The following is a 23,692-nucleotide window of genomic DNA, read 5'->3' as shown; positions in this document are numbered from 1 at the left end:
GCCGCCAGTTCACTTGCCAGCCAGCGGCACGCCGGGCTTGAAAAGCAAAATGGGCCTGATCTCGTAAACGGCGGTAGGATTGACGCGGCGAAGGTCGCGGGCGATCGCGATGGCGTCCTCTCTCGTGGCGCAGTCGACGACGTAGAGGCCGAGCAACTGTTCCTTGGTCTCGGCGAAGGGGCCGTCGACAATCATGCCGTCGCCTGGGCCGCGCAGGGTGCAGGCATCCTGAGTTGCCCCCAGACGCGCGGACGGTCCAAGCGTGCCTTCCTCGTGAAGCCGGGCGTTTATCTTCAGCAACTCGGCCATCAGCGCCGTATCTTCCTGCGGCGTCAGCGCCTTGATCGCATCTTCCACGTGATAGGCAAGGATTGCATAAAACATCTGAGGTCACCCGATCTCGATCCGGTCCGGGCAAGTCGTAGCCGTTTTCCGCAAGCCCGCCCAGACTTGGCCATGCGACTCCCGACGCATCATGACATCGTCATTGCAGCCGGTGTGCCACGGCTACAGGACGAAATGAGGCTCACTTCGCCAGGAACGCCCCGATCCGCTCCAGCGCGCGCAGGATGTTCTCTTCGGAATTGGCGTAGGAGAGCCTGATATAGCCTTCGCCTAGAATGCCGAAATCGGGGCCGCCGATCAGCGCCACACCGGCCTCGTCGAGCAGCGCCGAGGCGAGCTTCTTGGCCTTCCAACCGGTCTTCGAGACATTTGGGAAGGCATAGAACGCACCCTTGGGCGTGATGCAGGAGACGTTTGGCAGGGCGTTCAGGCCTTCGACCACGATCTTCCGGCGGTTGTCGAAGGCGCGCATCATCTTGTCGACGTCGTCCTGCGGGCCGTCGATCGCGGCGATGCCGGCGAACTGGCTCGGCGCGTTGACGCAGGACCAGCAATTGACCGCCAGCTTGCGTACCTTGTCGTAGAGACGGCCGCCCTTGTCGCCGTTCGGCCAGATCGACCAGCCCATGCGCCAGCCGGTCATCGCCCAGGTCTTCGACCAGCCGTTGAGCACGATCAGCCGGTCGCGGATCTCGGGAAAGCCGAGCAGCGAGCAATGCGTCTCGCCGTCATAGGTCATGACATCGTAGATCTCGTCGGAGAGGATGGCGACATCTGGGTGCTTCTCCAGCCCCTTGACCAGTTTTTCAATCTCGGCCCGGGGCGTGACGCCACCGGTCGGGTTGGCCGGCGAGTTGAGGATCAGGAGCCTGGTCTTCGGCGTGATCAGCGCCAGCGTGTCTTGCGCCGAGAAGGCGAAGCCGTTTTCCTCGCGCATCGGCACGGGAATGGGGGTCGCACCGGTGAATTCGATCATCGAGCGGTAGATGGGAAAGCCGGGGTCGGGATAGAGGATCTCGGCGCCCGGTTCGCCAAACATCAGGATGGCGGCGAACATGGTCGGCTTGCCGCCGGGCATGACCATCACCGCCTCTGGCGAGACCTCGACGCCGGTGGTGGTCAGCGTGCGGCGCACCACCGCCTCGCGCGTCGCCAAAAGGCCGTTGGCCGGCGTGTAGCCATGGTGGCCGTCACGCAACGCCTTGATCGCCGCCTCGACGATGTGCTGCGGCGTCTTGAAGTCTGGCTGGCCGATGCCGAGGTTGACGATGTCGCGGCCCTGTTGGGCAAGTGCCGTTGCTCGCGCCAGCACCGCGAACGCATTTTCCTCGCCGAGACGGTCGAAGGCCGAAATCGTGTGGAGCATTTTTCCCGTCCCTGTGGTTCTTACTGTGCGGCAGCGTTTTTGTGAGCGTCCGCTCGCAAAAGTCAACGGATTGGAGCTTTCGGTGTCGGAAAATCTCAAAGACTGGCAACCCCGTCCGCGCCCGGAGCACAAGGTGCTGGAGGGCCGCTATGTCAGGCTCGAGCCGCTGAGTGCCGCGAAGCACGGCGACGACCTCTATGAAGCGTCTTCCGTAGCCGATGTCGACGGCCGCTTCGCCTGGCTGCCCGATTATCCGCCGGAAAACCGCGCCGCCTTCCAGCCCTGGCTGGACAAGGTGGAGGCCAGCGAGGATCCACTGTTCTTCGCGGTCATCGACAAGGCGAGCGGCAAGATCGCGGGACGCCAGACGCTGATGCGCATCGATCCGGCCCATGGCGTCATCGAGATCGGCAACATCTACTGGGGACCGCTCATCTCGCGCAAGCCGGCGGCGACGGAAGCGCAGTTCCTGTTCATGAAATACATCTTCGACGAACTCGGCTATCGCCGCTACGAATGGAAGTGCAACAACCGCAACGAGCCGTCGAAGCGCGCGGCGGAACGGTTCGGCTTCAAATTCGAGGGCATTTTCCGCCAGCATCTCATCGTCAAGGGTGAAAACCGCGACACCGCGTGGTATTCGATCATCGACAAGGAATGGCCGGCTCTGTGCAAGGCTTATGAAGCCTGGCTCGATCCAGCCAACTTCGACGCCGATGGCCAGCAGGAGCGCCGCCTGGAGGATTTTCGCGCGGAATTCGGCGCCTAACGGGAGTTTGCCATTTGGCGCATACCCACGACCACAGCGGGCACGATCACGGCGCTGGCCATGTGCAAGGCTCGAGCGACAAGAAGCGCGTGCTGATCGCGGCTTGCCTTACCGCCGGCTTCATGGTCGCCGAGGCGCTCGGCGGCCTGTTTACGGGGTCGCTGGCGCTGCTGGCCGATGCCGGCCACATGCTCGCCGACGCCATTGCGCTCGGCCTGGCCTGGTATGCCTTCCATCTGGCCGGCCGGCCGGCGACCGGCCAACTCACCTACGGCTTCGGCCGGATCAAGACGCTGGTGGCCTACACCAACGGCATCGCCATCTTCGTCATCGCGCTGTGGATTGTCTACGAGGCATGGAATCGCCTGCTGACACCTGCGCCGGTGCTGGGCGGTCCGATGCTGGGGGTGGCGATCCTCGGCCTGCTGGTCAATATAGGCTCCTTCCTGGTGCTGCATGGCGGCGATCGAGACAACCTCAACATGCGCGGCGCCATCCTGCATGTGCTTGGCGATCTGCTCGGCTCGGCCGCCGCGATCGTGGCGGCACTGGTCATCCTGGCGACCGGCTGGACGCCGATCGACCCGATCCTGTCCGTGCTGGTCTCGCTGCTGATCCTGTCCACCGCCTGGTCGCTGATGCGCGCCGCCGCCCACGTCCTGCTCGAAGGCGTGCCGCCAAGCCTAGATCGCGACCTGATCGCCAGGGATATCCAGGCCGTGGTCAAGGGCGTGCGCGAAGTGCACCATATGCATATCTGGTCGATCGACGGCACGAGCAGCATGGCGACGCTGCACGCGTGCCTCAACGAAGGCGTCGATGCGCATCAGGCGGTCAGCGCCATCAAGAAGCGGCTTGCCAGCGAGCACGGCATCAGCCATGCCACCGTGGAACCGGAGTTCGGCCACTGCGCCGACGATGGCGACGGCCACGACCATAAGCACGGGCACGATGCGGTTCCGCATCACGGCCACTATCACTAGGCCCGATCGATGATCATTGATCGGACCTGCCTCAGGAGTTCTCCAGCTTTGAAACTCAAACCGATGAACGATCGCCGCTCCGGTCCGGCATGATGGACCGCGACACGCGCAATGCGGCCATCGCGGCGGTCTGGATCATGCTTCTGTTCGGTATTGCCGCTTTCTACCTGCCGACCGTGATGTTGGCACTCGGCAACTATTCGACCGTGCTGGCGGGTATCTTCGGCACCGCCTTCGTGCTGGCGTTCTTCTTGGTGTTCTGGCTGCGCGCGCGCAGCCAGCGCAAAAATCGAGACAAGTAAGGGATATCGGACATGCGCATTCTGATCACTGGCGCGGCGGGCATGGTCGGCCGCAAGCTCATCGCCCGGCTGGCCAAGGACGGCACGCTGCGCGGCAAGAAGATCACCGCGCTCGATCTGCACGACATCGTGCCGTCGCAGGCGCCAGCCATGGACGGCGTCAGCGTCGCAGCGCACACGGGTGACCTTGCCGAAGCAGGCGCCGCGGAAGGCTTGGTTGCGTCGCGGCCCGATGTCGTCTTCCACCTCGCCGGCATCGTGTCGGGTGAGGCGGAAGCGAATTTCGAACTCGGCTACCGCGTCAACCTCGACGGCACGCGCGCGCTGTTCGACGCCATCCGCCTGGCGGGGTTCGCGCCGCGCGTCGTCTTCACCTCGTCGATCGCGGTGTTCGGCGCGCCGTTCCCGGATGTCATTCCCGACGAATTCCACCCGACGCCGCTGACCTCCTACGGCACGCAGAAGCAGATGAGCGAAGCGCTGCTCGCCGATTATTCAAGGCGCGGCTTCTTCGATGGCATCGGCATCCGGCTGCCGACGATCTGCGTGCGGCCGGGCAAGCCGAACAAGGCGGCCTCCGGCTTCTTCTCCGGCATCATCCGCGAACCGCTGAACGGGCAGGAGGCGATCCTGCCGGTGCCGCGCTCGGTGCTGCACACCCACGCCAGCCCGCGCTCGGCGGTGAACTTCCTGATCCACGCGGCTGACATCGACGGTGCCGCCGTCGGGCCGCGCCGCAACCTGACGATGCCGGGCGTCGCCGTCACCGTCGGCGAGCAGATCGAGGCGCTGGAACGCATCGCCGGCGCCAAGGCGGTGAAGCTGATCCGCGAGGAGCCGGACGAGACGATCTGGGCGATCGTCAAGGGCTGGCCGACCCGGTTCGAGGCGCGGCGGTCAAGGGAGCTCGGCTTCAGCGCTGAAAAGAGCTTCGACGAGATTATCCGCGTTCATATCGAGGATGAACTCGGCGGCAAGATCGCCGGTTAGGCGTTGCGGCGCCTATCCCGTTCCAATGGGTTGGATGGGTCTACCCGCCGCTCGCCAAGCTGGCCGACAGCAGTAACAATCCAAACAGGAACACGAAGGCCGCGCCACCGATCTCGACGATCGAGTGGATGCGGTTGCCTATGCGGCCGTCGCCGGCGAAATACACCGCCCAGTTCTTGGCTGTCACGGCCAGCGTCGCCAGCGCCGAGACGGTGATGGCGGTTCCAATCGACATTGCCAGCACCGACAGCAGGCCGCCGAGCCAGAGCCCGTTGAGAAGCGCGAAGCTCAGCACGATCAGCGCGCCGGAGCAGGGGCGGATGCCGACCGCCGCCACCGCCGACCATGCCGTGCGCCAATCGAAGCGGTCACCCGACAGCAGCGCCGGGTCGGGTGCATGCGAGTGGCCGCAGGTTTCGCAGACCTCCCCGCTGGCGTGGTCGTGATGCGCATGATCGTGCGCGCCATGGTCGTGCCCGCCATGGTCGTGATGGTGGTCGTGCGCGCCGTGGTCGTGATGATCGTGCGAATGGCCATGCGCATGGTCGTGATCGTCATGCGCGTGAAGTGCATGGGAATGAGCGTGCGCAGCATGGTCGTGGGCGCCATGCGAATGGCCGCCGGCATGAGAATGGCCCGCGTGGGAATGACCTGCGTGAGCCGCGGACAGGCTGTAGGCCGGCCCCTTGCCAAACAGGCGCAGGACGGAAGGACCGAGCTTGCGCCACAAAAGCCAGGCGCCAAAGAGGGTGACCAGGGCAAAGCTCATGATCTCCATGAACCAGGCCGCATCGGTCATCGAGATGGTGGTGCCGCGCAGGACGAAATAGGCAAGCAGCATCACCAGGATCGCCGTCAGGCCCTGCAGCAGCGCCGAGACGAAGGACAACAGGATGCCGCGCTTTAGCGCCACTTCGTTTGCCACCATGTAGGAGGAGATCACCGCCTTGCCGTGGCCGGGGCCGGCGGCGTGGAAAATGCCATAGGCGAAGGACAGGCCGATGAGCACCCAGAGCTTGCTGTTGTCCTGGCGCATCGCCTTCATGGCTGTCGCCAGCGCGCGATAGAATTCCTGCTGCCTGAGATTGATCCACATCAGGATATGGGCGAACGGACCGGTGGTCGGCGCCATGCCGTCATTGACGCCGATGCCGAGCGAACTCTGGGCGTGCGCGGCATTGGCGAAATGCATCACGGCAAAAGCGATGGCCAACAGGCCGAATGCCAAACGCAGGGACGGTTTCGAACAGTTCCCGATCAGGTTCACCGGATCTATCCTTCTGGCTGGCAGGTCAGTTCGAGCTTGGTGGCAAAGATCTTGCTCATATCGGTGCCTGTCGGATCGTTGAAGAAAGCATCAGTCAGGGTCTTCTGGTTTTCCTTGATCGCCTCGTCAGGGTCCGGCCGGATGACCTTGCTCGTGCAATTCGACGGCAAGCCCTCGACGGTGATGTTGGAATCTTCGGTGAAGTCGATCGCCGTGTAGAAGGTCGGATCGTAGACACCGATGTCGACCGTGCCGGTCAGCTTGATCGGCACCTTGGGTTCGGACTCGAACAGGATGATCAACTGGTCGTTGTCGAAATTGGCCATCAAATGCGGCGGCGGCACCATCGTCACGTCCTTGCCGTTCTGCGTGACGAGCTGGAAATAATTGAACTCGGCCAGCGAGGCATGAACGGTATCGGCGACCTCCTTCAGCTCCTTGTCGTCAAGCTTCAGGTCGGAGTTCTTGTCGAACTCCATCATCACCGTACTCGAAAACAGGTCGTCGAAGCGCCACAGATGGCGCAACGCTTTCACACTTTGGTGATCCGCGGACAGGATCACGTCGAGGCGTGCCTCGGCGAAGACGTGCGGATGCACCTGGGCGGGTCCTGTCACGGCAAAGGTCGCCGCCAAGGCCGAAGCCAGCATGATTGCGTGCCGTTTCAAATACATTCGCGGTCGCGATTCCCTTGGCGTTCGGAGAGAGTTGTCGAAGGTTACCAGAAAGGGGGCGAAATTGGGACCGCCAGTGCGTGTCGCCCAAAAGTGCGAAGCGGTTTTGGGACGACGACACGCACACAATAAAGGCGTGTCGCCCAAAAGTGCGAAGCGGTTTTGGGACGACGACACGCACACTGAAGCGGGGTCAGGCGCTCTCGCGCGTCCTGAACCACTGCACCAGGAAATCGACGAAAACGCGCACCTTCGCCGGCAGATAGCGGCGGTGTGGATAGACGGCGAAGATGCCGCCGCCCGACAGGATGCGGTCGTCGAGCACCGCCATCAATTGGCCGCTCTTGAGGTCGGGCGCGGCGATGAAATCCGGCAGGATGCAGAATCCAAGCCCCGACAAGGCCGCGGCGCGCGCCGCCATCGGGCTGTTGACCTCGATCGGGCCCGACACGGCGATGCTCACCGGATCGCCATTGTCGCCCTTGAACGGCCAGTTGTTCAGGCCGCGGCCATTGGTGTCGACGATGCAGGGCATGTGGCCGAGATCCTGAGGCCGTGTCGGCATGCCATGCCTGGCGATCAGTTCGGGAGAGCCGCAAAGCTTGATCGAAAACGGCGCCAGCCGTCTGGCGATCAGCGACGAATTCTCCAGCCGCGAGATGCGCACCGCGAGGTCGAAGCCTTCCTCGACCAGATCGACGAAGCGGTCGTCGAGCTGGATGTCGAGCACGATGTCGGGATATTGCTTGGCGAAGTCGATCAGCGACTGGCCGATCGGCGCGTCGGCGAAGGTGCGCGGCGCCGACAGCTTGATCCGACCGCGCACATCGCCGGAGGACTCGCGCACGGCGTCGGCCAGGCTGTCGACCTCGCGCACGATCTCCGAGGCGCGACGGTAGTAGGTGTGGCCGGCCTCGGTCATCGAGAACTGGCGCGTGGTGCGGTTGAGCAGCAGCGCACCGAGTTCGTCCTCCAGCTCGCGCACATATTTCGACAGCAGCGCCTTGGAGCGGCCGATCTTGCGCGCCGCCGCCGAAAAGCCCTCGGCCTCGACGACATCGATGAAGGCGCGCATGCGGGTCAGTGTATCCATTGTTCAGGCTCTTTGTGCTGCGTCGAGAAGTTTTCGGCCGAGCCGTATCAGGGCTATGTCGCTGCCGGAAGGGCCAAGCAGCGACAGGCCGAAAGGAGCACCGGCGACCGAGCCGATCGGCAAGGTGATTTGGGGAAAGCCGGAGAGCCCGGCCAGGCACAGAAGATGCAAGGCGCGCTCGCGATAGGCCTGGAACTGCTCGGGTGTGCTGTCGACGTATGGCGCCGGGCCTGGCACCGTCGGCAGGACAAGGAAGCCGTCCTTGCCGAGCAGGGCGCTCAATTCGCCGCGAAAGGTCAGCCTGCGCACTTTTTCGGCCCGAGCCGTCCGTTCGTCGACGGCACGGCCGAAGCCGAACCGTTCCTCGACCCCGGGGCCAAGGTCGCGCTCGCCGCTGGTGATCCATTCGCCATGCACCGCCCATGCCTCCTTGGCCTGCAGCCGGCGAAAGCACCAGTAGAGTTCATCCGGGGGAGAGCTGAAGTGCGTCGCTGGCGTCGCCGGCGGGCCGAAAACCGCGCCCGCCAGCGCCTTCATTCCCGCATATTCGGCGAGTGCCGGCCGGGCGACCATTTCGTCCAGCCAGCCGAGCGTCAGCGGGCGGTCGAGCGCATGCTGGTGCGGGTCGCGGCCGAGCAGCAGCTTGCCGACTGTCTCGTAGGTTTCGATGTCGTCGGCGAACCAGCCGAACGTGTCGAAACTCGGCGCCAACGGCATGGTGCCCTCGAGGGAAATGCGGCCATGCGTGGTGCGGAGCCCGATCAGCCCGCAGAAACTCGCCGGCGCACGGATCGAACCACCGGTGTCGGACCCCGTGGCGATGTCGGCCAGCCTACCCGCCACCGCCGCCGCCGACCCCGACGACGAGCCTCCGGTGACGCGGTCGGGAGCCGCGGGGTTCACCGGAAACGGTAAATGCGCGTTCTGGCCGAACAGAGCGAAGGCGAGCTCGTCGGTCTGGGTCTTGCCGACGAAGCACGCGCCCGCGTCGAGAATCATTTGCACCGCGGGTGCCGTGCGCGAAGCGGCGTGGCCCTCGGCGAATTTCCGCAAATTGCCGCAACCGGTGCGGTAGCCGGCAACATCGTAAATGTCCTTAACCGCCAGCCGCAGGCCGGCCAGGGGCCCAAGCTCGGCATGCGCCACCGGCATCTGGCGAAGATCGAGAAAGGCGTTGAAGGGGCCGTGCGTGCCTGTCATCGTTCGATATCCGGATACGGTTGCGCCAACATTGTTCGATGCCAGAAATTTTACAACCTGGGATACGATTTTTATTGATTGTGAAATACTTCGCCCCTATATCGCGCTTGCCCAAAGTCGCACGTGCCTGTGGGTGTCCGCCGATCCTCGAATGGTGAGGGAAATCGGTAAGGTAACTGGAGCCAACCCCTCCAGTCGGTTTAGCGGCCAACCGCCAGACCGAGGACACCTTGAAGCAACGACGGTGCGGGCCTTTCTGGTTCTCTGCCGGTTGTCCAAAGACCGGGGTTACTGAAGAGGCACACCTTCATTGCCGGCAGTGCGGAACGGGGTTCTCCCAATCCAAGCCAAGGCAGACAAAGCGAACCGAAGCCGGGCAAGGCCAAGGTTCATCGCCGCGAGACGGCGTTTCATGGTTCCGGGGTCTCCACCGGCTGGTTCCATGGATTTTCCGTCCCGCCTTTGTTTGACCGCGTGTTCGCGAGGCCGAAAGCCCGTGTCCGCACCCCTGTGCGCGCCGAAAGGCGCGATGGAGAAACCCGATGGCTACACAGCGCATCCTCGACTTCCTCGCCACCCGACGTCCGTCCGGCCCCTGCCTTGTCGTCGACCTCGACGTCGTGCGCGACAATTTCCGCGCCTTCGAGAAGGCTCTGCCCGATTCCAGGATCTACTATGCGGTGAAAGCAAACCCGGCGCCGGAAATCCTGCGCCTGCTTGCTGCGATGGGCTCGTCCTTCGACACCGCTTCCGTTGCCGAAGTCGAGATGGCGATGGACGCCGGTGCGCCGGCGGACCGCATCTCCTTCGGCAACACCATCAAGAAGGAGCGTGATATCGCACGCGCCTACCAGCTCGGCATCAAGCTGTTCGCGGTCGACTGCGTCGAGGAGGTCGAGAAGATCGCCCGCGCTGCTCCAGGCGCCCGCGTGTTCTGCCGCGTGCTGACCGATGGCGAAGGCGCCGAATGGCCGCTGTCGCGCAAGTTCGGCTGCGTGCCAGCGATGGCCGTCGACGTGCTGCGCCATGCCAAGGGTCTCGGCCTCGACGCCCATGGCGTGTCGTTCCATGTCGGCTCGCAGCAGACCGACCTGACCGCATGGGACCGTGCGCTGGCCGACGCCAAGAAGGTGTTCGCGACGCTCGCCGAAGAAGGCATCGTGCTCAAGATGGTCAATATGGGCGGCGGCTTCCCGACGCGCTATTTGCGTGACGTGCCGGCGGCGCAGGCCTATGGCCAGGCGATCTTCTCGGCGCTGCGCAAGCATTTCGGCAACGCCATTCCCGAGACGATCATCGAGCCAGGCCGCGGCATGGTCGGCAATGCCGGCGTCATCAAGTCGGAAGTCGTGCTGATCTCGAAGAAGGCCGACAACGACAATGTGCGCTGGGTGTTCCTCGACATCGGCAAGTTCGGCGGTCTGGCCGAGACGATGGACGAGGCGATCCGCTACCCGATCGTCACCGCGCATGACGGCACCGAGACCGCGCCTTGCGTGCTCGCCGGCCCGACCTGCGATTCGGCCGACGTAATGTACGAGAAGACGCCGTATCCGCTGCCTTTGTCGCTGACCATCGGCGACGAGGTGCTGATCGAAGGCACCGGCGCCTACACGACCACCTACTCGGCGGTCGCCTTCAACGGCTTCGAGCCTCTCCGATCCTACGTGATCTGACGGCTCGCTAGAGCTGTTTAGATCATCCCAGGTGGGCGCCCGTCGCCCGCTTGGGCTCGCCTGTGGAACAGATCTCCGCTCGCCAGGGATTGCGGAAATGGAAATGTCAGTTGAAATCGTAGCTCATGCGCCGGCCTTCGCAATGGTCGCCGAAACTGTTGCCGACGTGGCGGCGCGCGAAGCCTTGCTCGATCGTGCCATGGGGCCGAAGCGCAAGACCAAATCGTCGGAGAAGTTGCGGCGCGGCCGCCGGCCCTCGGAGGGCCTGGCCTTCGTCGCGCGCGATGCCTCGGGCGGCTTGGCCGGCACGGTGCGGCTATGGGACGTCACGCTGGGCGAGGGCGGTCCGGCGCTGCTGCTTGGCCCGCTCGCCGTCGACCCGTCGCTCAAGAGTGCCGGCATCGGTTCGGCGCTGATGCGCCATGCCATTGCGGAAGCCGCGCGCCTCGGCCACGCGGCGATCCTGCTGGTCGGCGACGAGCCCTATTATGGCCGCTTCGGTTTTTCGGCCGCCAGGACCGGTGCGCTCGCCATGCCGGGGCCTTACGAGCGGCACCGCCTGCTGGCGCTGGAACTGGTGGAGGGCGCGCTCGACGGCGCCCAGGGCACGCTGAAGGCGACCGGCCGCAAGCTCAAGGCACAGGCGCCGAACCTGGCGGCGTGACGCTTTACGCACAACTTCAAACAAAACGCCGCCTGAAAAGGCGGCGTTTTGTTGTCTCGAAGCCGCTTCTGGCGGCCGCATCCGTTCAGCCGATCAACTGGCTCAGCGCCATGGCGACGGTCATGTCGCCTTCGACCTTTATCTTGCCGGTCATGAAGGCCATGGTCGGGTTCAGGTCGCCCGCGATCAACGAGTCCAGATCGTCGAGCGAGAGCTTGATGGTGCAGTCGGCGGGAGCGTCCGTGGTCGAGACGGTTGCGCCGTCGATGACGACGACGCCGTCGCTGCCGGTGTCGAATTTCACGGAACGATCGAACCCGCTGCTGGCCACGCGCGACTTGATCTTCTCGGCAATCTCCTGAACGCTCACGCTGTTCTCCTGTCTGGTTGCATTCTGTCGCGCAACGGCACTTCGGTCCAGCCGAAGTCCATGCGGCATCACTGGCGATCACGATCGCTGCCGCATATAGCTTTGGATTGACGTTTACGTCAACGCGAATTGCAGGAATCGGCCCCGACTCCAACTGCTATCGGGACCACCGGCACCGGGCGGCCAGTTCAATGCGCGCTGACCGGCTTAGGCGTCTCGGTCGCAGGGGTGCTGGCATCCTGGCGCCGGCGCAGCCAGTTGTCGCGGATCTCGTCCTTGCTCAGGAAATTGACCTGATCGATCAGGACCTCATGCACCAGGGTTGCGCCGACACGCGTGTTGATCGTGTCGCGGATGGCGACGCGAAAGGCATCGAGGTCGACCGTCGCCTTTTTGCTGAAGTCGATCTGGGGGTGGGCGTAGAGATAACTGTAGACCTCGTCTGTAATCAGCGCCTCGGCCGGGATCGACAGCTTCTTTATCTGTTCCGGCTCGACGGTATAGACGAGCTTGGCCAGGAAATAGCCGTCGATCTTTGAATCGTGGATCAGCGGCACCGAAATGACGTCGGTCTTGACGTAGTCCAGCCCGCCCAGCATCGGCTTGGGTTTTTCGCCAACGCCGCGTTCGCCGGCGGCCTGGAACGAATAGAACACCGCGCCGAGCGTGGCTGCGCAGATCCAGACCGCTATGGCGATGACCTTGATCATTTTGAACCCGAGCCCGGCATCGCCGCGCTCTAACCTTTCTGCCTGCCGAACTCACCGGCGGAGTAGGTGCCGTCGGTTTCGGCGCGCTGGATGGCGCTGCGCAGCAGGCCGGCAACCTCGTTGACGGCGCTCAGATGCGCCAGGATCGCGGCCTCGTTCTTCGCCAGCTTCTGGCGCAGCCGGGTTAGGCCCTCACGGTGCTGCTCGAGGAATTCGGCCTCGCTGCCGCCCTTCATGGCGCGGGTCAGCTCGTAGAGATAGCGGCTCTTGCGGGCGTTCGACGCCTTGAGGTCATAGCTCGTATCGCTGCGGATGCCGGCGGTCTCTTCCTCGACCACCTCCTCGATGCGGCCGATGATGGCGGCAAGGTTTCCGGGCCGAGCGAATGGGGTCGGTGCGTCCGACGCCGTTGCTCGCGCTGGCAGGTTGGCGGTGAATTCGGAAGAGTCGGCCATGGTGTTTCCCAGTCTAGATCTTGATGTCTGTTTTTATGGTTGTCTCGTCGCCGGTCATCGACCTGGCGGCCTTGCGCTGTAATTCCTGGACGAGCGAGGTGGACAGACGGGTCTGCTGGTCGATCTCGGTCTTTTCCGGTCCGTTCGAAACCGGGCCGATCGGTACCTTGCGCTTGCCGTCCATGTAGTGGTCGGCGAGCAGCGACTTGGCGATGCCGATGCCGCCGCGATCGGCCATGACGTCGGCGACGCGTTCGGCGAGTTGCGATTTCCACATGTCGCCGGCGAGACCCGTGCCGTAGACGCCCTCGGTGTCCTTGGGCAGCATGTTCTGGATGAAGGTCTGCAAGACCATCGCCTCGAACTTCTTGAATTTCTTGGCAGGATCGGCCGTCGCCGCGGCCTTGTCAGCCGTCGCGCGCGACAGGATCGAGCCGGCATCGACCGAGGACGCGGTGTCGACCGAAAACGTGCCGGCGACGCTCCCGGCGCGCTTCGTCAGCGCGGCGCGGGCAGCCTCGATATCCATCGGATCGGCAGCTCGGGCGACATCCATCACGATGTCGCTGGGTGGAGAAATCGCCAAGAAGATCCGCCTTTTGCCGGGTTTCCTTAGCCAGGACCATGCCTCAACAAGCTTGTGGCAGGCTTGCGAGGAGGCGCAGGGGCGGGAATCGGGTCTGCCGAGTGCCAGAAGCAGAACATGATATCCAGTCGTTGTTGCTCCTTTGCGAGGGGATGACGCTGGTCGATAAGCAATCAGCTTGTTCGGAGCGGATCGCTCAAGACTTTCGTCACCCCCACCCAAAATCAGCGCACCGTGCTCGGCACAGGCGTGTTGAGAAGCTGCTGCTCCCAAATACGCGATGCCGCTGCCGCCGAAGTGCTGGATGAGAATCTCGGTCAGCTCCTCGACATGCTCGGTGCGTGCCCAATCGCGTTGCCATTCGCCAGCGAGCGCCATCACGGTCATCACGTTCGCGCCGGCTGCGATCATTCGCTGGATGGCAACTTCGTGAGACTCCTTCGAAATCCCGCCCGACGCGTCGGTGATCACAGTCACGTCCCAGCCTTCGCCGGCGGCCTGGATCACAGGCATTGCGACGCAGACCTCGGTCCAAAGGCCGGCGATGATCAGCTGCTTGCGGCCGGTCGCCTTAACGACGTTCACCACATTCTTGTCCTGCCAGGTGTTCACCCAGGTGCGATCGATGACTTCCTGGTCCGGAAATACGTCGGTGATCTGCTTAAAAAGCAGTCCACCGCGCACCGCGATCACGCTGGTGAGAGTGGTCGGAACATTGAAGGCTTTTGCTAGCTTCGCCAGCGCGGTCGTGTTGTTGACCACCATGTGCGGATCGTGGCTGTTCAGGTTTGCGAGTTGATAAGGTTGGTGATCGATCAGAACGAGGACCGAGTCTTCAGGACGAAGAAGCGAATCAAGACCGTTGCGAGGGGTCATCAAGACTTCCTTTCTCTGCCGCCATCGACGGCTATGGGTTCACGGGAGACATGCGCCAGCGGGCGACGTTGCCTGGACGCAATTTGCTGTTCCGCTCGGTGATGCGGTAGTGCCATAGTCAGGCAAGCTGTGTCGCGAAATCAGGAACGCCAAGTTGGACATCGAGGATTTGCAGACATTCGTCGTAGTGGCCGATGCAGGGGGCGTATCGGCAGCCGCGCGTCGGCTCGGCGTTTCCAAGTCAATCGTCAGTCGGCGGCTCGCTCGGGTTGAAGCGGAGCTTGGCGTCCAGCTTCTTGCACGAACGACCCGGGGCGCCGCGCTTACAGAAGCGGGAATCACGTTCAGGGATCATGCGGCCCGGGCCAGCGCCGAGATCGACACAGCCAGGGAAACGATCCTCCCAACCGGTGATCTGCGCGGTCGCCTGAGGGTTGCCATGCCGCTTTCTTTTGGCCCGACCCACTTCGCTCCCGTGCTTGCGGAAATGGCGCATCAGCACCCTCAGCTCCAGATCCATACCTCCTACAGTGATCGCTTCGTCGACCTTGTCGCGGAGGGTTTCGATTGCGCGATCCGGGTCGGGTACCTTCAGGACTCCAACTTGATCGCGAAGCGCATCGGGCCGATCTATGGAAAGCTTGTCGCAAGCTCGGATTATATCAAAGCGCACGGTTCACCTCAGACGCCAGATGAGCTTGTCACTCATCAGGCACTCATGCAGGGAACGGAAGCCTGGCAGTTCATGGATGGCAGCAGGATTGTCACGGTTCAGCCGCAGGGCAGGTTCAAGGCCGACAACGCCACGGCGCTTGCCGCTGCCGCCGCGGCAGGAGTCGGCATCGCCTGGCTCCCCGATTGCATCACATACGAATATGTGGCCTCCGGCGCGCTCGTTCCGGTGATGACACGCTATCCCCCACCTTCGGCAGGCGCTTATGTCGTCCGACCGCCAGGTCGGCACCCCGCGCGAAAAGTCCGGGTCCTCATCGAAATGCTGATCGAGTACTTCGCACGAAATCCGGACGTTTGGGGTGTCGACCGTTAAACACGAACGGGGCGAAGCATTGCGCTGGAGCGCTCCCTGGGACAGGAGACACGTGTTTGTGGGCAATCGGTCGACCAGCGCCATGCCTCCCGGTCGCCAAAAGCTCGGCACTATTCCTGTCCCCGCTTCTGCGCGATCAGGTCCAGGCGCTCGCGGTCTGATCTCTCGCGTTCGTCGCGGTTGCGCACGTCCTTGTAGGCGCGCTCGACGATGTTGGTGCGGGCGCTTGCCGCGGCGATGAGGCCGGCTTCCTGCCTCGCGTTTTCCAGGCTTTCCTCCTGGCGCACGACGGCCTGGGCGATGCGGCGATGGTAGAGATCGGGGAACAGGCTGGAGAGGGAATTGTCCTGGTCGAAATGGCCGATCAATTCGCGGGCTTCGGTCTCGGCGGCGTTTGCCGCGGCGACGAAGGCGGCGTGGCGGCTTTCGTGCAAGGCTTTCAGCTGTTCCTGCACCTTGACCAGTTTCCTCAAGCGGTCCTTGCGCGTGCTCATGTCACCTTGCCAGTGTGAGGTCGACGAAGCCGTCGACGAACAGCGACAGCATGGTGCCGATGGCGAAATAGAAGATCAGCATGCCGCCTGCGATAACGAAGGGCTGGGAGATGAAATAGATCGGGATCTGCGGGGTCAGCTTGTTGACGAAGCCGATCGTCAGATTGACGAGAATGGCATAGGCGACGAAGGGGCTGCCGAGGCGGATGACCAGGAAGAACGTGTCCGACACGGTGTCGGTGATGTCGACCAGTGCGGCCTGCGGGTTGAAGAAGACGTTGACCGGCGCGACCGTGTAGGACGTCACCAAGGCACGGACGATCTCGTGGTCGAAGTCGAAGACGAACAGCATCAGCAGCGCCGAGAACGAAATGATGGCGGCAAGGGCTGCCTGCGGTTCCGGCTCCTCGATCGCCGGTCCGCCGGAGCCGCCATAGCCGATCAGCATGGCGATGGCCGAGCCCATGAAGCGAAGCGCTTCCATGTAGAGCCTGGTCATGGCGCCGATCAGCCCGCCGACCAGCAGCTCCGAGATGATCATCGGCACCAGGACCTGCGGGCGCGGATCGGCGAAGGGAAAGATCTTGTCCCACAGGAAGGCGAGCAGGCCGCCGGTGGCGGCGACCGCGACGAACAGCCTGACCTGCACCGGAACGCGGGCGCTGGACAGGCCCGGCATCAGCATGAAGCAGGCGCCGATGCGGCAGAAAGCGAGAAACGCCGCGATGAGGACGGCCTGCGAGAGAACGCTCACGATATGGTCCCGAGCACCCTGATCTCGACGCCCTTGGCGATTTCGACGTGGGAGAGCACCGGCAGCGTGGTGAACAGGCGCTCGATGATCATGCGCACATAAGGGCGCGCGTCGGGCGCGGTGACGAGGACGAAACGCTCGCCGGCTTCCAGATGTTTCTTGATCGCCTTGGTGGCGTCCTGGCCGAACTCCTCGAGCTGGCGAGGATCGATGTCGAACTCGCGCACCTCGCCCTTGGCGTCGCGCTTGAGGCTCTGGTGGAAGGCGAGGTCCCAGCGGTTGCCGAGGCGCAGCACCTTGAGCACGCCGCCTTCCGAGAGGTCGCCGCAGATCTGCTGGGCCATGCGAATGCGTACATGCTCGACGATCTGCTCGGTGCGGCGCACATGCGGCGCGATCTCGGCGATGGCCTCGATGATGAGATGCAGATTGCGGATCGAGACGCGTTCGGCAAGCAAAAGCTTCAGCACGGCCTGCAGGCCGGGATAGGAGATGTGGGTGGTGCAGATCTCGTCGGCGAGCTTGCGGTATTCCTGATCCTGGCGTTCGAGCAGCGCCTTCATGTCCTTGTAGGAGAGGAGCTGCGGCAGGTTGTTGCGGATGACTTCCGAGAGATGGGTGAGCAGCACCGACATGTTGTCGGCGAAGGTGAAGTTCTCGCGCTTCAGATCCTCGGCGAAGGTCTCCATGACGGAATAGGCGCGCATGCCGAAGGCGGGCTCGCGGATCTCCTCGCCGGGGATTTCGGGGATGTCGCGGTTGCCGAGCAGCACCATGATCTCGCCGACGCGCATCGAATATTCGGCGACCACGGTGCCGTGCACCTTGATCTGATAACTTTTCGGCGGGATGGCGAAGTCGTCGGCGACGCGGACTTCCGGCACGACGAAGCCGTATTGCTGGGCGAATTTCTTGCGCATCTTGGACATGCGGAAGACCAGTTCCTGATGCGAGACCAGGAGCCGGGTCGAAAGCTGCTTGCCGATCAGGAGCTCGATCTCTGCGGTGGCGAGCGAGGCCTTGACCGAATTCTTTTCTTCCTCGGCCTTGGTCGCCTTCTCCTGGCTTTTCAGCGCCTCGGCCTCGGCGACGGCCCGGTTGTGGCGCATCGGAATGACATAGCCGAGGCCGGCCATGCCGGCGGCCAGCGCGAAGAACGGGAACAGTGGCAGGCCGGGCATCAGGCCGAGCAGCACCAGCAGTGCGGCCGCCACGTAGAGCGCGCGCGGATGGGCACCGAGCTGGCCGAACACGGCCTGGTTGGTCGAGCCGCGCGTGCCGCCCTTGGAGACCAGCAGGCCGGCGGCCAGCGAGACGATCAGCGCCGGAATCTGGGTGACGAGACCGTCGCCGACAGACAGCTTGATGAACACGTCGGCGGCCTCGCCCATGCCCATGCCGTGCCTGATGTAGCCGATGGCGATGCCGCCGACGATGTTGATGGCGGTGATGATGAGGCCGGCGATGGCGTCGCCGCGCACGAATTTCGAGGCGCCGTCCATCGAGCCGAAGAAGGAGGATTCTTCTTCCAGTTCGCGGCGGCGCAGCTGCGCGGTCTTGTCGTCGATCATGCCGGCGGAGAGGTCGGCGTCGATCGACATCTGCTTGCCGGGGATGGCGTCGAGGGTGAAGCGCGCGCCGACCTCGGCGATACGGGTGGCGCCCTTGGTGATGACGATGAAGTTCACCACGATCAGGATCATGAAGACGATGAGGCCGATGACGAAGTCGCTGGCCATGACCAGCTTGGAGAAGCCGGCGATGACATAGCCGGCGGCGTGCGTGCCCTCATTGCCATGCGACAGGATCATGCGCGTGGTGGCGATGTTGAGCGACAGGCGCAGCATGGTGGCGATGAGCAGCACGGTCGGGAACGAGGAGAAATCCAACGGCCGCTGGATCCACAGCGCTACCATCAGGATCAGCACCGAAAGCGCGATCGAGAAAGCCAGCCCGATGTCGATGAGAAAGGCCGGGATCGGCAGGAACAGCACGGCCAGGATGATGACGATGCCGAGCGCGAAGAAGACGTCGCGGCCGTTCTTGGCCGCCACGCCGGGCTGGATGCTTTCGCTGATCGCCATTCTCGTCCTCGAACCACAGGGCTGCCGAGCATGCGACAGCCCGGCGAGGGTAGCTGGCCAAGCTTGCGCGAGGGTGGGAGAGTGGCCGGATCGACTCTCTCGCGAAGGACAATCCATGCTGCTGATCATCGGTACGATCCGCCTGCCGCCCAACAGGCTCGACGAAGGCTAGGCCGGTAATGGAACGCATGGTTCGCGCCAGCCGCGCCGAGGACGGCTGCCTTGAATATTCCTATGCGCAGGATGTGCTTGATCCCGGCTTGATCCGGGTCGCCGAGGCATGGCGCGACAGGCCGGCACTCGATGCGCATTTCCGCTCGCCGCATATCGCCGACTGGCGCGCGAGTTGGCCGGGCCTCGGCATCGGCGAGCGCAATCTCATGCTCTACGAGGCCGGCGAAGCCATGCCGACCTGAGCGGTCCGGCGCCCGGACCCTTGCCGGCCGCCAGCAAGCAATCAGGTCTCGGCCGTGTCTGCGGTGGCAACGCCGACCAGCCACCGCCTGACGGCTCGTTCCTCCGGCGCCGACAGGCCGGCGGTCAGTTCGCTCTCGATCGCATGCACACGGTTCCGGCATCGCCGCAGCAGGGCCTGTCCGCTGGCGCTGAGCTCGATATGATGGATGCGGCCATGGAACAGCGTGCGGCTTGCGCTGGACAAGGGCGTGCCCGGCATCTTCAACATTGCCGACCCCAATGAGGCCGCCTCGACGCGAAAGGCGGCCGAGGAACTCGGTTGGCGCGCCGATTTCCGCTTGCCCGCCTGAACCAATCCGCCCGGAGACATCGACACGATCAGCAATCAGGCCCGTTTGCGAGCGATCCATCTCGTCGCCGAGAATGCCAGCACCACCGAGCCGGCCGAACTGCTGGCGACCTTTATTGCCTACGACGATTGCGGCCCGCTGACGATCCCGGATTGACCACCGCGCCGGTGGCTTTCCATGCCCAGGGCGGGAAAGGCCGGGTCAGGCGGCATCGCGGCCATATTGGCGCCTTTGATGTCGGCATTGTGGTTGTCACGACGTGCCGCCCGGCGTATCAGGCGGGTCTTCCGTTGCCTTTGATATCGGCGAGCCGTCCCGGTGCTTTCCAGAAACCAACCCCAAGTCTACGCCCGCCGGCTGCGCGCGGTGCTTCTGAGGTCAGTCCCTCTCCTGGAGGCGCGCGGCATCGCCGTGGTCATCCTGGCGGGCGTTGTCGGCGTCATGGCGGGCATACTGGTCACCGCGATGAGCCAGATCGTGCAGGACCTGCACGGGCTGCTGTTTGGCGTCCAGCCCGGCGGACGCCTGTCCGGCATGTTCTCGCTCGCCAATCCGATGCAGGCGCTGATCCCCGCGATCGGCGGCATCCTGCTTGGAATATCGGTGGTCTGGCTGAGGCTTCGGAAATTCCGCACGCCGGTCGACCCGATCGAGGCCAACGCGCTCTATGGCGGGCGCATGTCGCTCACCGACACCTTCATCATCGTCGTGCAGACGATGATTTCCAGCGGCTTCGGCGCTTCGGTCGGCCTGGAGGCCGGCTATACGCAGATCGGCTCAGGGGTCGCCTCGCGGCTGGCGCGTGCCTTCCGCTTGCGCCGCAACGATGTCCGCATCCTCGTCGGCTGCGGCGCCGCCGGCGCCATATCAGCCGCCTTCGATGCACCGCTGACCGGCGCCTTCTACGGTTTCGAGCTGGTCATCGGCATCTACTCGGTCGCCAATGTCGCGCCTGTCTTGACCGCCGCGATCTCGGCGTCGCTGACAGCGGAAGTGTTCGGCGGCGTACCGTTTCCGCTCGAGCTTTCAGGGTTGCCGCAACTCACCGCCAGCCAATATGTGCCATTCCTGTTGCTCGGCCTGCTTGGCGGCGCGGCCTCGATCGCCATCATGCATCTGGTGACGCTGATCGAGCGCGGGTTCAACAGGCTGTCCGTCGATGCCTCGCTGCGCCCCGTCATCGGCGGTGTCCTGGTCGGCCTCCTCGGCCTGATCACGCCGCAGGTCCTGTCCAGCGGCCACGGCGCGCTGCATCGCGAGTTCGCCATGAATTACGGGCTGGCGGTGGTGGCCAGCGTCTTCGTGCTGAAGCTGGCGGCGTCGGCCATCTCGCTGGGCTCGGGCTTTCGCGGCGGACTGTTCTTCGCCTCGCTGTTCCTTGGGGCGCTGCTCGGCAAGTCGTTCGCCAGTGTCATGGCGCTCGTCTCGCCGGCGACCGGCATCGACCCTTCCGTCGCGGCCGTCGTCGGCATGACGTCGCTCGCCGTCGGTGTCGTCGGCGGCCCGCTGACCATGACCTTCCTGGCGCTGGAATCGACCCGTGACCTGACGCTCACCGGCGTGGTGCTGGCCGCCTCGATCATGGCGGCGATCCTGGTGCGTGAGACCTTCGGCTACTCGTTCTCGACCTGGCGCTTCCACCTGCGCGGCGAGACGATCCGCAGCGCCCACGATGTCGGCTGGATGCGCAGCCTGACCGTCGGCTCGATGATGCGCAAGGACATCAAGACCATCGACGCCTCGACGACCCTGGCCGCCTTTCGCAAGGAATTCCTGCTGGGTTCGGCCCAGCGCGTGATCGCCGTCGACCCGGGGGACGAGTATGTCGGCGTGCTGATCGTGGCCGAACTGCACAGCGATCCCTCCGGAGGCGAGGTGCCGGTGCGCGATCTTGCCCAGTACAAGGATGCCGTCCTGGTGCCCAGCATGAACGTGCAGGCCGCCGCCGAGACCTTCCAGCGCGCCGGCGCCGAGGAACTGGCCGTGGTCGAGGACTTCGCCGACCACATCGTGCTCGGGCTTCTGACCGAGGGCCATTTGATGCGGCGCTATGCCGAGGAACTCGAAAAGGCGCGCCGGGACCTGTCGGGGGAAGGGTAAGGAGCCCGCGGTCTCCGAACTCGTCAGTGCTCGATCGGTCCCTTGGCCGGCACCAGCGCCGTGCCGGCGGTTGTCGGACGCTCGATGACGCGGCGCACGCGCGGCGGCTCGTCGCCTGAGTGCAGCGCCCGCAAGCGTTCGCCGACCATGGCGTCGGCATGGGTGATGCGACCATTGTGCCTGACATATTCGAGCCAGGTCGGCGTGTGGTAATGCTCGATCCAGATCGAGGGATTTTCGAGATCGCGCGCCAGCGTCCAGTTTCGGGCGCCGTCACGGCGGCGGATGCGGCCGCGCTCGGCCATGGTGGCGAGGAATTCCGCCTCGTCCTCGCGCCGGATCACATATTCGATCATGATGGCGATCGGACCGCTGCGCGGCTTCAGGTCGAGGGCGAGGTGCGGCTCCTTGAAGCGGTTGAGCGGGTCCAGGTTGAGCACCTGCTGTTGTGGTAGCGGCAGCACGAGACCGATGGCACCGCCGGCCAGCATGGCGATGGCCGCGGCGATCAGCGCCGTCTCGGCGCCATGCGCGTCGGCGACCACACCCCAGATCCAGCTGCCTAACGCGATGCCGCCGAAGGTGGCGGTCTGGTAGACCGACAGAACCCGGCCGACCACCCAGCGCGGCGTCGCCATCTGCACGGTAACGTTGAAATGCGAGAGCGCAATCACCCAGCAGGCACCGCCGACCAGCAGGCCGAGCGAGGTCTGCCAGGCATGCTGGCTGATGGCGGCGTTGAAGGCGCAGGCAGCGAAGCCGGCGAAGGCACAGCGCACCATCGTCTCGCTGGAGAGCATCTGCCGAAGCCGCACGCTGATCAGCGCGCCGCCGACGGCGCCGATGCCGAAGGCGCCCAGCATGATGCCGTAGGTCAGCGCGTCGCCCTTGACGACGTCGCGCGCCACCAGCGGCAGCAGCGCCAGCACCGCGCCGGCGCTGAAGCCAAAGGCCGCGCCCCTGACCAGCACCTTGCCGATGTTGGGCGACATGGCGACGTAACGCAGGCCGGCGCCCATTGCGGCCCCCAATGACTCGCGCGGCAGGGTCGAGACCGGTAGATCCGGCTTCCAGCGTGCCAGCACGACGATGAGGCCGACATAGCTCACCGCGTTCGCCGCGAAGGCGGCGGCCGCACCGGCGGCCGCGACGATGATGCCGCCGATCGCGGGGCCGACACTGCGGGTCAGGTTGAAGCCCATGGAATTCAACGCCACGGCGGCAGGCACCTTGTTGCGCGGAACGATGTCGCCGACGGAGGCCTGCCATGACGGGCTGTTGAGCGCCGTGCCGCTGTCGATCAGGAAGGTGAAGGCCAGCAGCGTCCACGGCGTGATCAGGTCCAGATAGGTGAATACGGTCAGAAGCACCGAAATGACCAGCATGAAGGTCTGGGCGATCAGCATCACCTTGCGGCGGTCGAAGCTGTCGGCGATGGCGCCCGCGACAAGCGCGAACAGCATGATCGGCAAGGTGGTCGAGGCCTGGACCAGGGCGACCTGATAGGGCGAGGTGGCGATGGTGGTCATCATCCAGGCGGCGCCGACGCCCTGGATCAAGCCGCCGAAATTGGAGACGAGACTTGCGCCCCAGACGGCGCGGAAGATGCCGTGCCGGAACGGCGCCAGCGCCGAGACGCTTTCGCTATCCGGCTTTTCGTCAATCATGGGCGGGTTCCTGCCACGGCATGCCGATCCTTGCGGTGATCCGTTTCCCCGCATGATTTGCCGAAACTATGGCATCACGGCAAAGGGCGAATGCCTTGCGGGGAAGATCATGGTCCAACAAGGGGATAGCGAAGGGCCACACGCTCGTGCCGGAAGGCGCCGAGCACCCTTTCTGGAATCGCTCAGAAACCGTTCTGGATGCGCTCGAAGATGACATTGGTGAAGGCCGATATCTGCCCGCCGATGAAGGGGCCCGTAAGCGCCACCACCAGCATGATGGCGACGATCTTGGGCACGAAGGTCAAGGTGATTTCCTGGACCTGTGTCAACGCCTGGATCAAGGCGATGCCGATGCCGACGGCCATTGCGACCAGCACCACCGGCGCGGATGCCGTCAGCACCGTCCAAACCGCGTACTGGACGATGTCGAGAGCGTCGGCTTCGTTCATGTC

The 23,692-nt window shown here is 64.2% G+C and carries 24 protein-coding genes and 2 pseudogenes; 9 read left to right on the top strand and 17 right to left on the bottom strand.

All coding sequences use genetic code 11. From position 1 onward, the window contains the following. Window positions 1–9: 9 nt before the first annotated feature. A complete protein-coding gene (locus O7A60_RS09630) occupies window positions 10–384 on the bottom strand; it encodes a YciI family protein (RefSeq protein ID WP_337106027.1) in 375 nt (124 codons plus the stop codon). Between the two features lie 142 nt (window positions 385–526). After that, window positions 527–1,711, bottom strand: a complete 1,185-nt coding sequence (locus O7A60_RS09625; RefSeq protein ID WP_337106026.1) for a pyridoxal phosphate-dependent aminotransferase — start codon at window positions 1,709–1,711, stop codon at window positions 527–529. A gap of 82 nt (window positions 1,712–1,793) precedes the next feature. Here O7A60_RS09625 and O7A60_RS09620 point away from each other — a divergent pair, with 82 nt between their 5' ends. From O7A60_RS09620 to denD, 4 genes are all read left to right on the top strand, one after another. After that, window positions 1,794–2,480 carry a GNAT family N-acetyltransferase gene (locus O7A60_RS09620; protein ID WP_337106025.1) on the top strand — a complete coding sequence of 229 codons (687 nt, stop codon included), beginning with the start codon at window positions 1,794–1,796 and terminating at the stop codon, window positions 2,478–2,480. A gap of 14 nt (window positions 2,481–2,494) precedes the next feature. After that, window positions 2,495–3,463: a cation diffusion facilitator family transporter gene (locus tag O7A60_RS09615; protein ID WP_337106024.1), complete on the top strand. Its 969-nt coding sequence runs from the start codon at window positions 2,495–2,497 to the stop codon at window positions 3,461–3,463. 89 nt (window positions 3,464–3,552) lie between these two features. Then, a complete protein-coding gene (locus O7A60_RS09610; protein ID WP_027146230.1) occupies window positions 3,553–3,765 on the top strand; it encodes a hypothetical protein in 213 nt (70 codons plus the stop codon). A gap of 12 nt (window positions 3,766–3,777) precedes the next feature. After that, window positions 3,778–4,755, top strand: a complete 978-nt coding sequence (denD, locus tag O7A60_RS09605) for a D-erythronate dehydrogenase (protein ID WP_337106023.1) — start codon at window positions 3,778–3,780, stop codon at window positions 4,753–4,755. 40 nt (window positions 4,756–4,795) lie between these two features. Here the strand turns inward: denD and O7A60_RS09600 are convergent, their stop codons facing one another. The 4 genes from O7A60_RS09600 to O7A60_RS09585 all read right to left on the bottom strand — a co-directional run bounded on the left by O7A60_RS09600 (window position 4,796) and on the right by O7A60_RS09585 (window position 8,989). Then, window positions 4,796–5,947 carry a nickel/cobalt transporter gene (locus O7A60_RS09600; RefSeq protein WP_415926811.1) on the bottom strand — a complete coding sequence of 384 codons (1,152 nt, stop codon included), beginning with the start codon at window positions 5,945–5,947 and terminating at the stop codon, window positions 4,796–4,798. Between the two features lie 80 nt (window positions 5,948–6,027). Then, on the bottom strand, window positions 6,028–6,696 hold the full coding sequence (locus O7A60_RS09595) for a DUF1007 family protein (protein ID WP_337106022.1): 669 nt from the start codon (window positions 6,694–6,696) through the stop codon (window positions 6,028–6,030). 193 nt (window positions 6,697–6,889) lie between these two features. Continuing rightward, window positions 6,890–7,789, bottom strand: a complete 900-nt coding sequence (locus tag O7A60_RS09590) for a LysR family transcriptional regulator (RefSeq protein ID WP_027144786.1) — start codon at window positions 7,787–7,789, stop codon at window positions 6,890–6,892. Window positions 7,790–7,792: 3 nt separating this feature from the next. Beyond that, complete coding sequence (locus tag O7A60_RS09585; RefSeq protein ID WP_337106020.1) at window positions 7,793–8,989, bottom strand: amidase; 1,197 nt, start codon at window positions 8,987–8,989, stop codon at window positions 7,793–7,795. Window positions 8,990–9,531: 542 nt separating this feature from the next. On the opposite strand from O7A60_RS09585, the gene odc2 reads away from it, so the two are divergent. Then, window positions 9,532–10,665 carry an ornithine/lysine decarboxylase gene (gene odc2 / locus O7A60_RS09580; protein ID WP_140504186.1) on the top strand — a complete coding sequence of 378 codons (1,134 nt, stop codon included), beginning with the start codon at window positions 9,532–9,534 and terminating at the stop codon, window positions 10,663–10,665. 97 nt (window positions 10,666–10,762) lie between these two features. Further along, a complete protein-coding gene (locus O7A60_RS09575) occupies window positions 10,763–11,329 on the top strand; it encodes a GNAT family N-acetyltransferase (RefSeq protein WP_337106019.1) in 567 nt (188 codons plus the stop codon). Between the two features lie 85 nt (window positions 11,330–11,414). Here the strand turns inward: O7A60_RS09575 and O7A60_RS09570 are convergent, their stop codons facing one another. From O7A60_RS09570 to O7A60_RS09550, 5 genes and pseudogenes are all read right to left on the bottom strand, one after another. Beyond that, on the bottom strand, window positions 11,415–11,699 hold the full coding sequence (locus O7A60_RS09570; RefSeq protein WP_337106018.1) for an SCP2 sterol-binding domain-containing protein: 285 nt from the start codon (window positions 11,697–11,699) through the stop codon (window positions 11,415–11,417). Window positions 11,700–11,887: 188 nt separating this feature from the next. Next, complete coding sequence (locus O7A60_RS09565; RefSeq protein WP_337106017.1) at window positions 11,888–12,409, bottom strand: hypothetical protein; 522 nt, start codon at window positions 12,407–12,409, stop codon at window positions 11,888–11,890. 29 nt (window positions 12,410–12,438) lie between these two features. Then, a complete protein-coding gene (locus tag O7A60_RS09560; protein ID WP_027144780.1) occupies window positions 12,439–12,864 on the bottom strand; it encodes a hypothetical protein in 426 nt (141 codons plus the stop codon). Window positions 12,865–12,877: 13 nt separating this feature from the next. Beyond that, the gene (locus O7A60_RS09555; RefSeq protein WP_337106062.1) at window positions 12,878–13,141 is read right to left on the bottom strand and encodes a hypothetical protein; all 264 of its coding nucleotides are present in this window, start codon (window positions 13,139–13,141) and stop codon (window positions 12,878–12,880) included. A 533-nt stretch (window positions 13,142–13,674) separates the two neighbouring features. Beyond that, window positions 13,675–14,326, bottom strand: a pseudogene (locus O7A60_RS09550) (hydrolase). A gap of 154 nt (window positions 14,327–14,480) precedes the next feature. Between O7A60_RS09550 and O7A60_RS09545 the strand changes: the two are divergent. Beyond that, window positions 14,481–15,374 (top strand): LysR family transcriptional regulator, encoded by an 894-nt coding sequence (locus O7A60_RS09545; RefSeq protein ID WP_337106016.1) that lies wholly within the window; start codon window positions 14,481–14,483, stop codon window positions 15,372–15,374. Between the two features lie 110 nt (window positions 15,375–15,484). Here the strand turns inward: O7A60_RS09545 and O7A60_RS09540 are convergent, their stop codons facing one another. The 3 genes from O7A60_RS09540 to flhA are packed head-to-tail and all read right to left on the bottom strand — an operon-like array spanning window position 15,485 to window position 18,706. Further along, the gene (locus tag O7A60_RS09540; protein ID WP_337106015.1) at window positions 15,485–15,868 is read right to left on the bottom strand and encodes a hypothetical protein; all 384 of its coding nucleotides are present in this window, start codon (window positions 15,866–15,868) and stop codon (window positions 15,485–15,487) included. A 1-nt stretch (window position 15,869) separates the two neighbouring features. Continuing rightward, entirely contained in the window at window positions 15,870–16,622 is a 753-nt protein-coding gene (gene fliR / locus O7A60_RS09535) for a flagellar biosynthetic protein FliR (protein WP_337106014.1), read from the bottom strand. Next, window positions 16,619–18,706: a flagellar biosynthesis protein FlhA gene (gene flhA / locus O7A60_RS09530; RefSeq protein WP_337106013.1), complete on the bottom strand. Its 2,088-nt coding sequence runs from the start codon at window positions 18,704–18,706 to the stop codon at window positions 16,619–16,621. Before flhA ends, fliR begins: the two co-directional genes overlap by 4 nt. Before the next feature lie 115 nt (window positions 18,707–18,821). Between flhA and O7A60_RS09525 the strand changes: the two are divergent. Continuing rightward, window positions 18,822–19,122, top strand: a pseudogene (locus O7A60_RS09525) (putative quinol monooxygenase). A 41-nt stretch (window positions 19,123–19,163) separates the two neighbouring features. On the opposite strand, the gene O7A60_RS09520 reads toward O7A60_RS09525, so the two are convergent. Then, window positions 19,164–19,391, bottom strand: coding sequence for a hypothetical protein (locus O7A60_RS09520; RefSeq protein WP_337106012.1), 228 nt, complete (start codon window positions 19,389–19,391; stop codon window positions 19,164–19,166). A 400-nt stretch (window positions 19,392–19,791) separates the two neighbouring features. On the opposite strand from O7A60_RS09520, the gene O7A60_RS09515 reads away from it, so the two are divergent. Continuing rightward, entirely contained in the window at window positions 19,792–21,573 is a 1,782-nt protein-coding gene (locus tag O7A60_RS09515; RefSeq protein ID WP_337106011.1) for a chloride channel protein, read from the top strand. 23 nt (window positions 21,574–21,596) lie between these two features. Here O7A60_RS09515 and O7A60_RS09510 read toward each other — a convergent pair whose 3' ends face one another. Further along, the gene (locus O7A60_RS09510) at window positions 21,597–23,240 is read right to left on the bottom strand and encodes an MFS transporter (protein WP_337106010.1); all 1,644 of its coding nucleotides are present in this window, start codon (window positions 23,238–23,240) and stop codon (window positions 21,597–21,599) included. A 182-nt stretch (window positions 23,241–23,422) separates the two neighbouring features. Beyond that, window positions 23,423–23,689: a flagellar biosynthesis protein FliQ gene (gene fliQ / locus O7A60_RS09505; protein WP_013893193.1), complete on the bottom strand. Its 267-nt coding sequence runs from the start codon at window positions 23,687–23,689 to the stop codon at window positions 23,423–23,425. Between the last annotated feature and the right edge of the window lie 3 nt (window positions 23,690–23,692).

The sequence above is a fragment of the Mesorhizobium salmacidum (SeqCode) genome, assembly GCF_037179605.1.
GTDB lineage: Bacteria > Pseudomonadota > Alphaproteobacteria > Rhizobiales > Rhizobiaceae > Mesorhizobium > Mesorhizobium salmacidum.
This window is presented reverse-complemented; position numbering and strand designations above follow the sequence as displayed.

Bases quoted from the DNA above. Each gene is read 5' to 3' on its own strand.
- O7A60_RS09630 (WP_337106027.1), bottom strand. From the start codon at position 384: ATGTTTTATGCAATCCTTGCCTATCACGTGGAAGATGCGATCAAGGCG.
- O7A60_RS09625 (WP_337106026.1), bottom strand. From the start codon at position 1,711: ATGCTCCACACGATTTCGGCCTTCGACCGTCTCGGCGAGGAAAATGCG.
- O7A60_RS09610 (WP_027146230.1), top strand. From the start codon at position 3,553: ATGATGGACCGCGACACGCGCAATGCGGCCATCGCGGCGGTCTGGATC.
- denD (WP_337106023.1), top strand. From the start codon at position 3,778: ATGCGCATTCTGATCACTGGCGCGGCGGGCATGGTCGGCCGCAAGCTC.
- O7A60_RS09600 (WP_415926811.1), bottom strand. From the start codon at position 5,947: ATGCATTTCGCCAATGCCGCGCACGCCCAGAGTTCGCTCGGCATCGGC.
- O7A60_RS09595 (WP_337106022.1), bottom strand. From the start codon at position 6,696: ATGTATTTGAAACGGCACGCAATCATGCTGGCTTCGGCCTTGGCGGCG.
- O7A60_RS09590 (WP_027144786.1), bottom strand. From the start codon at position 7,789: ATGGATACACTGACCCGCATGCGCGCCTTCATCGATGTCGTCGAGGCC.
- O7A60_RS09585 (WP_337106020.1), bottom strand. From the start codon at position 8,989: ATGACAGGCACGCACGGCCCCTTCAACGCCTTTCTCGATCTTCGCCAG.
- odc2 (WP_140504186.1), top strand. From the start codon at position 9,532: ATGGCTACACAGCGCATCCTCGACTTCCTCGCCACCCGACGTCCGTCC.
- O7A60_RS09575 (WP_337106019.1), top strand. From the start codon at position 10,763: ATGGAAATGTCAGTTGAAATCGTAGCTCATGCGCCGGCCTTCGCAATG.
- O7A60_RS09565 (WP_337106017.1), bottom strand. From the start codon at position 12,409: ATGATCAAGGTCATCGCCATAGCGGTCTGGATCTGCGCAGCCACGCTC.
- O7A60_RS09560 (WP_027144780.1), bottom strand. From the start codon at position 12,864: ATGGCCGACTCTTCCGAATTCACCGCCAACCTGCCAGCGCGAGCAACG.
- O7A60_RS09555 (WP_337106062.1), bottom strand. From the start codon at position 13,141: ATGTGGAAATCGCAACTCGCCGAACGCGTCGCCGACGTCATGGCCGAT.
- O7A60_RS09540 (WP_337106015.1), bottom strand. From the start codon at position 15,868: ATGAGCACGCGCAAGGACCGCTTGAGGAAACTGGTCAAGGTGCAGGAA.
- flhA (WP_337106013.1), bottom strand. From the start codon at position 18,706: ATGGCGATCAGCGAAAGCATCCAGCCCGGCGTGGCGGCCAAGAACGGC.
- O7A60_RS09520 (WP_337106012.1), bottom strand. From the start codon at position 19,391: ATGTTGAAGATGCCGGGCACGCCCTTGTCCAGCGCAAGCCGCACGCTG.
- O7A60_RS09510 (WP_337106010.1), bottom strand. From the start codon at position 23,240: ATGATTGACGAAAAGCCGGATAGCGAAAGCGTCTCGGCGCTGGCGCCG.
- fliQ (WP_013893193.1), bottom strand. From the start codon at position 23,689: ATGAACGAAGCCGACGCTCTCGACATCGTCCAGTACGCGGTTTGGACG.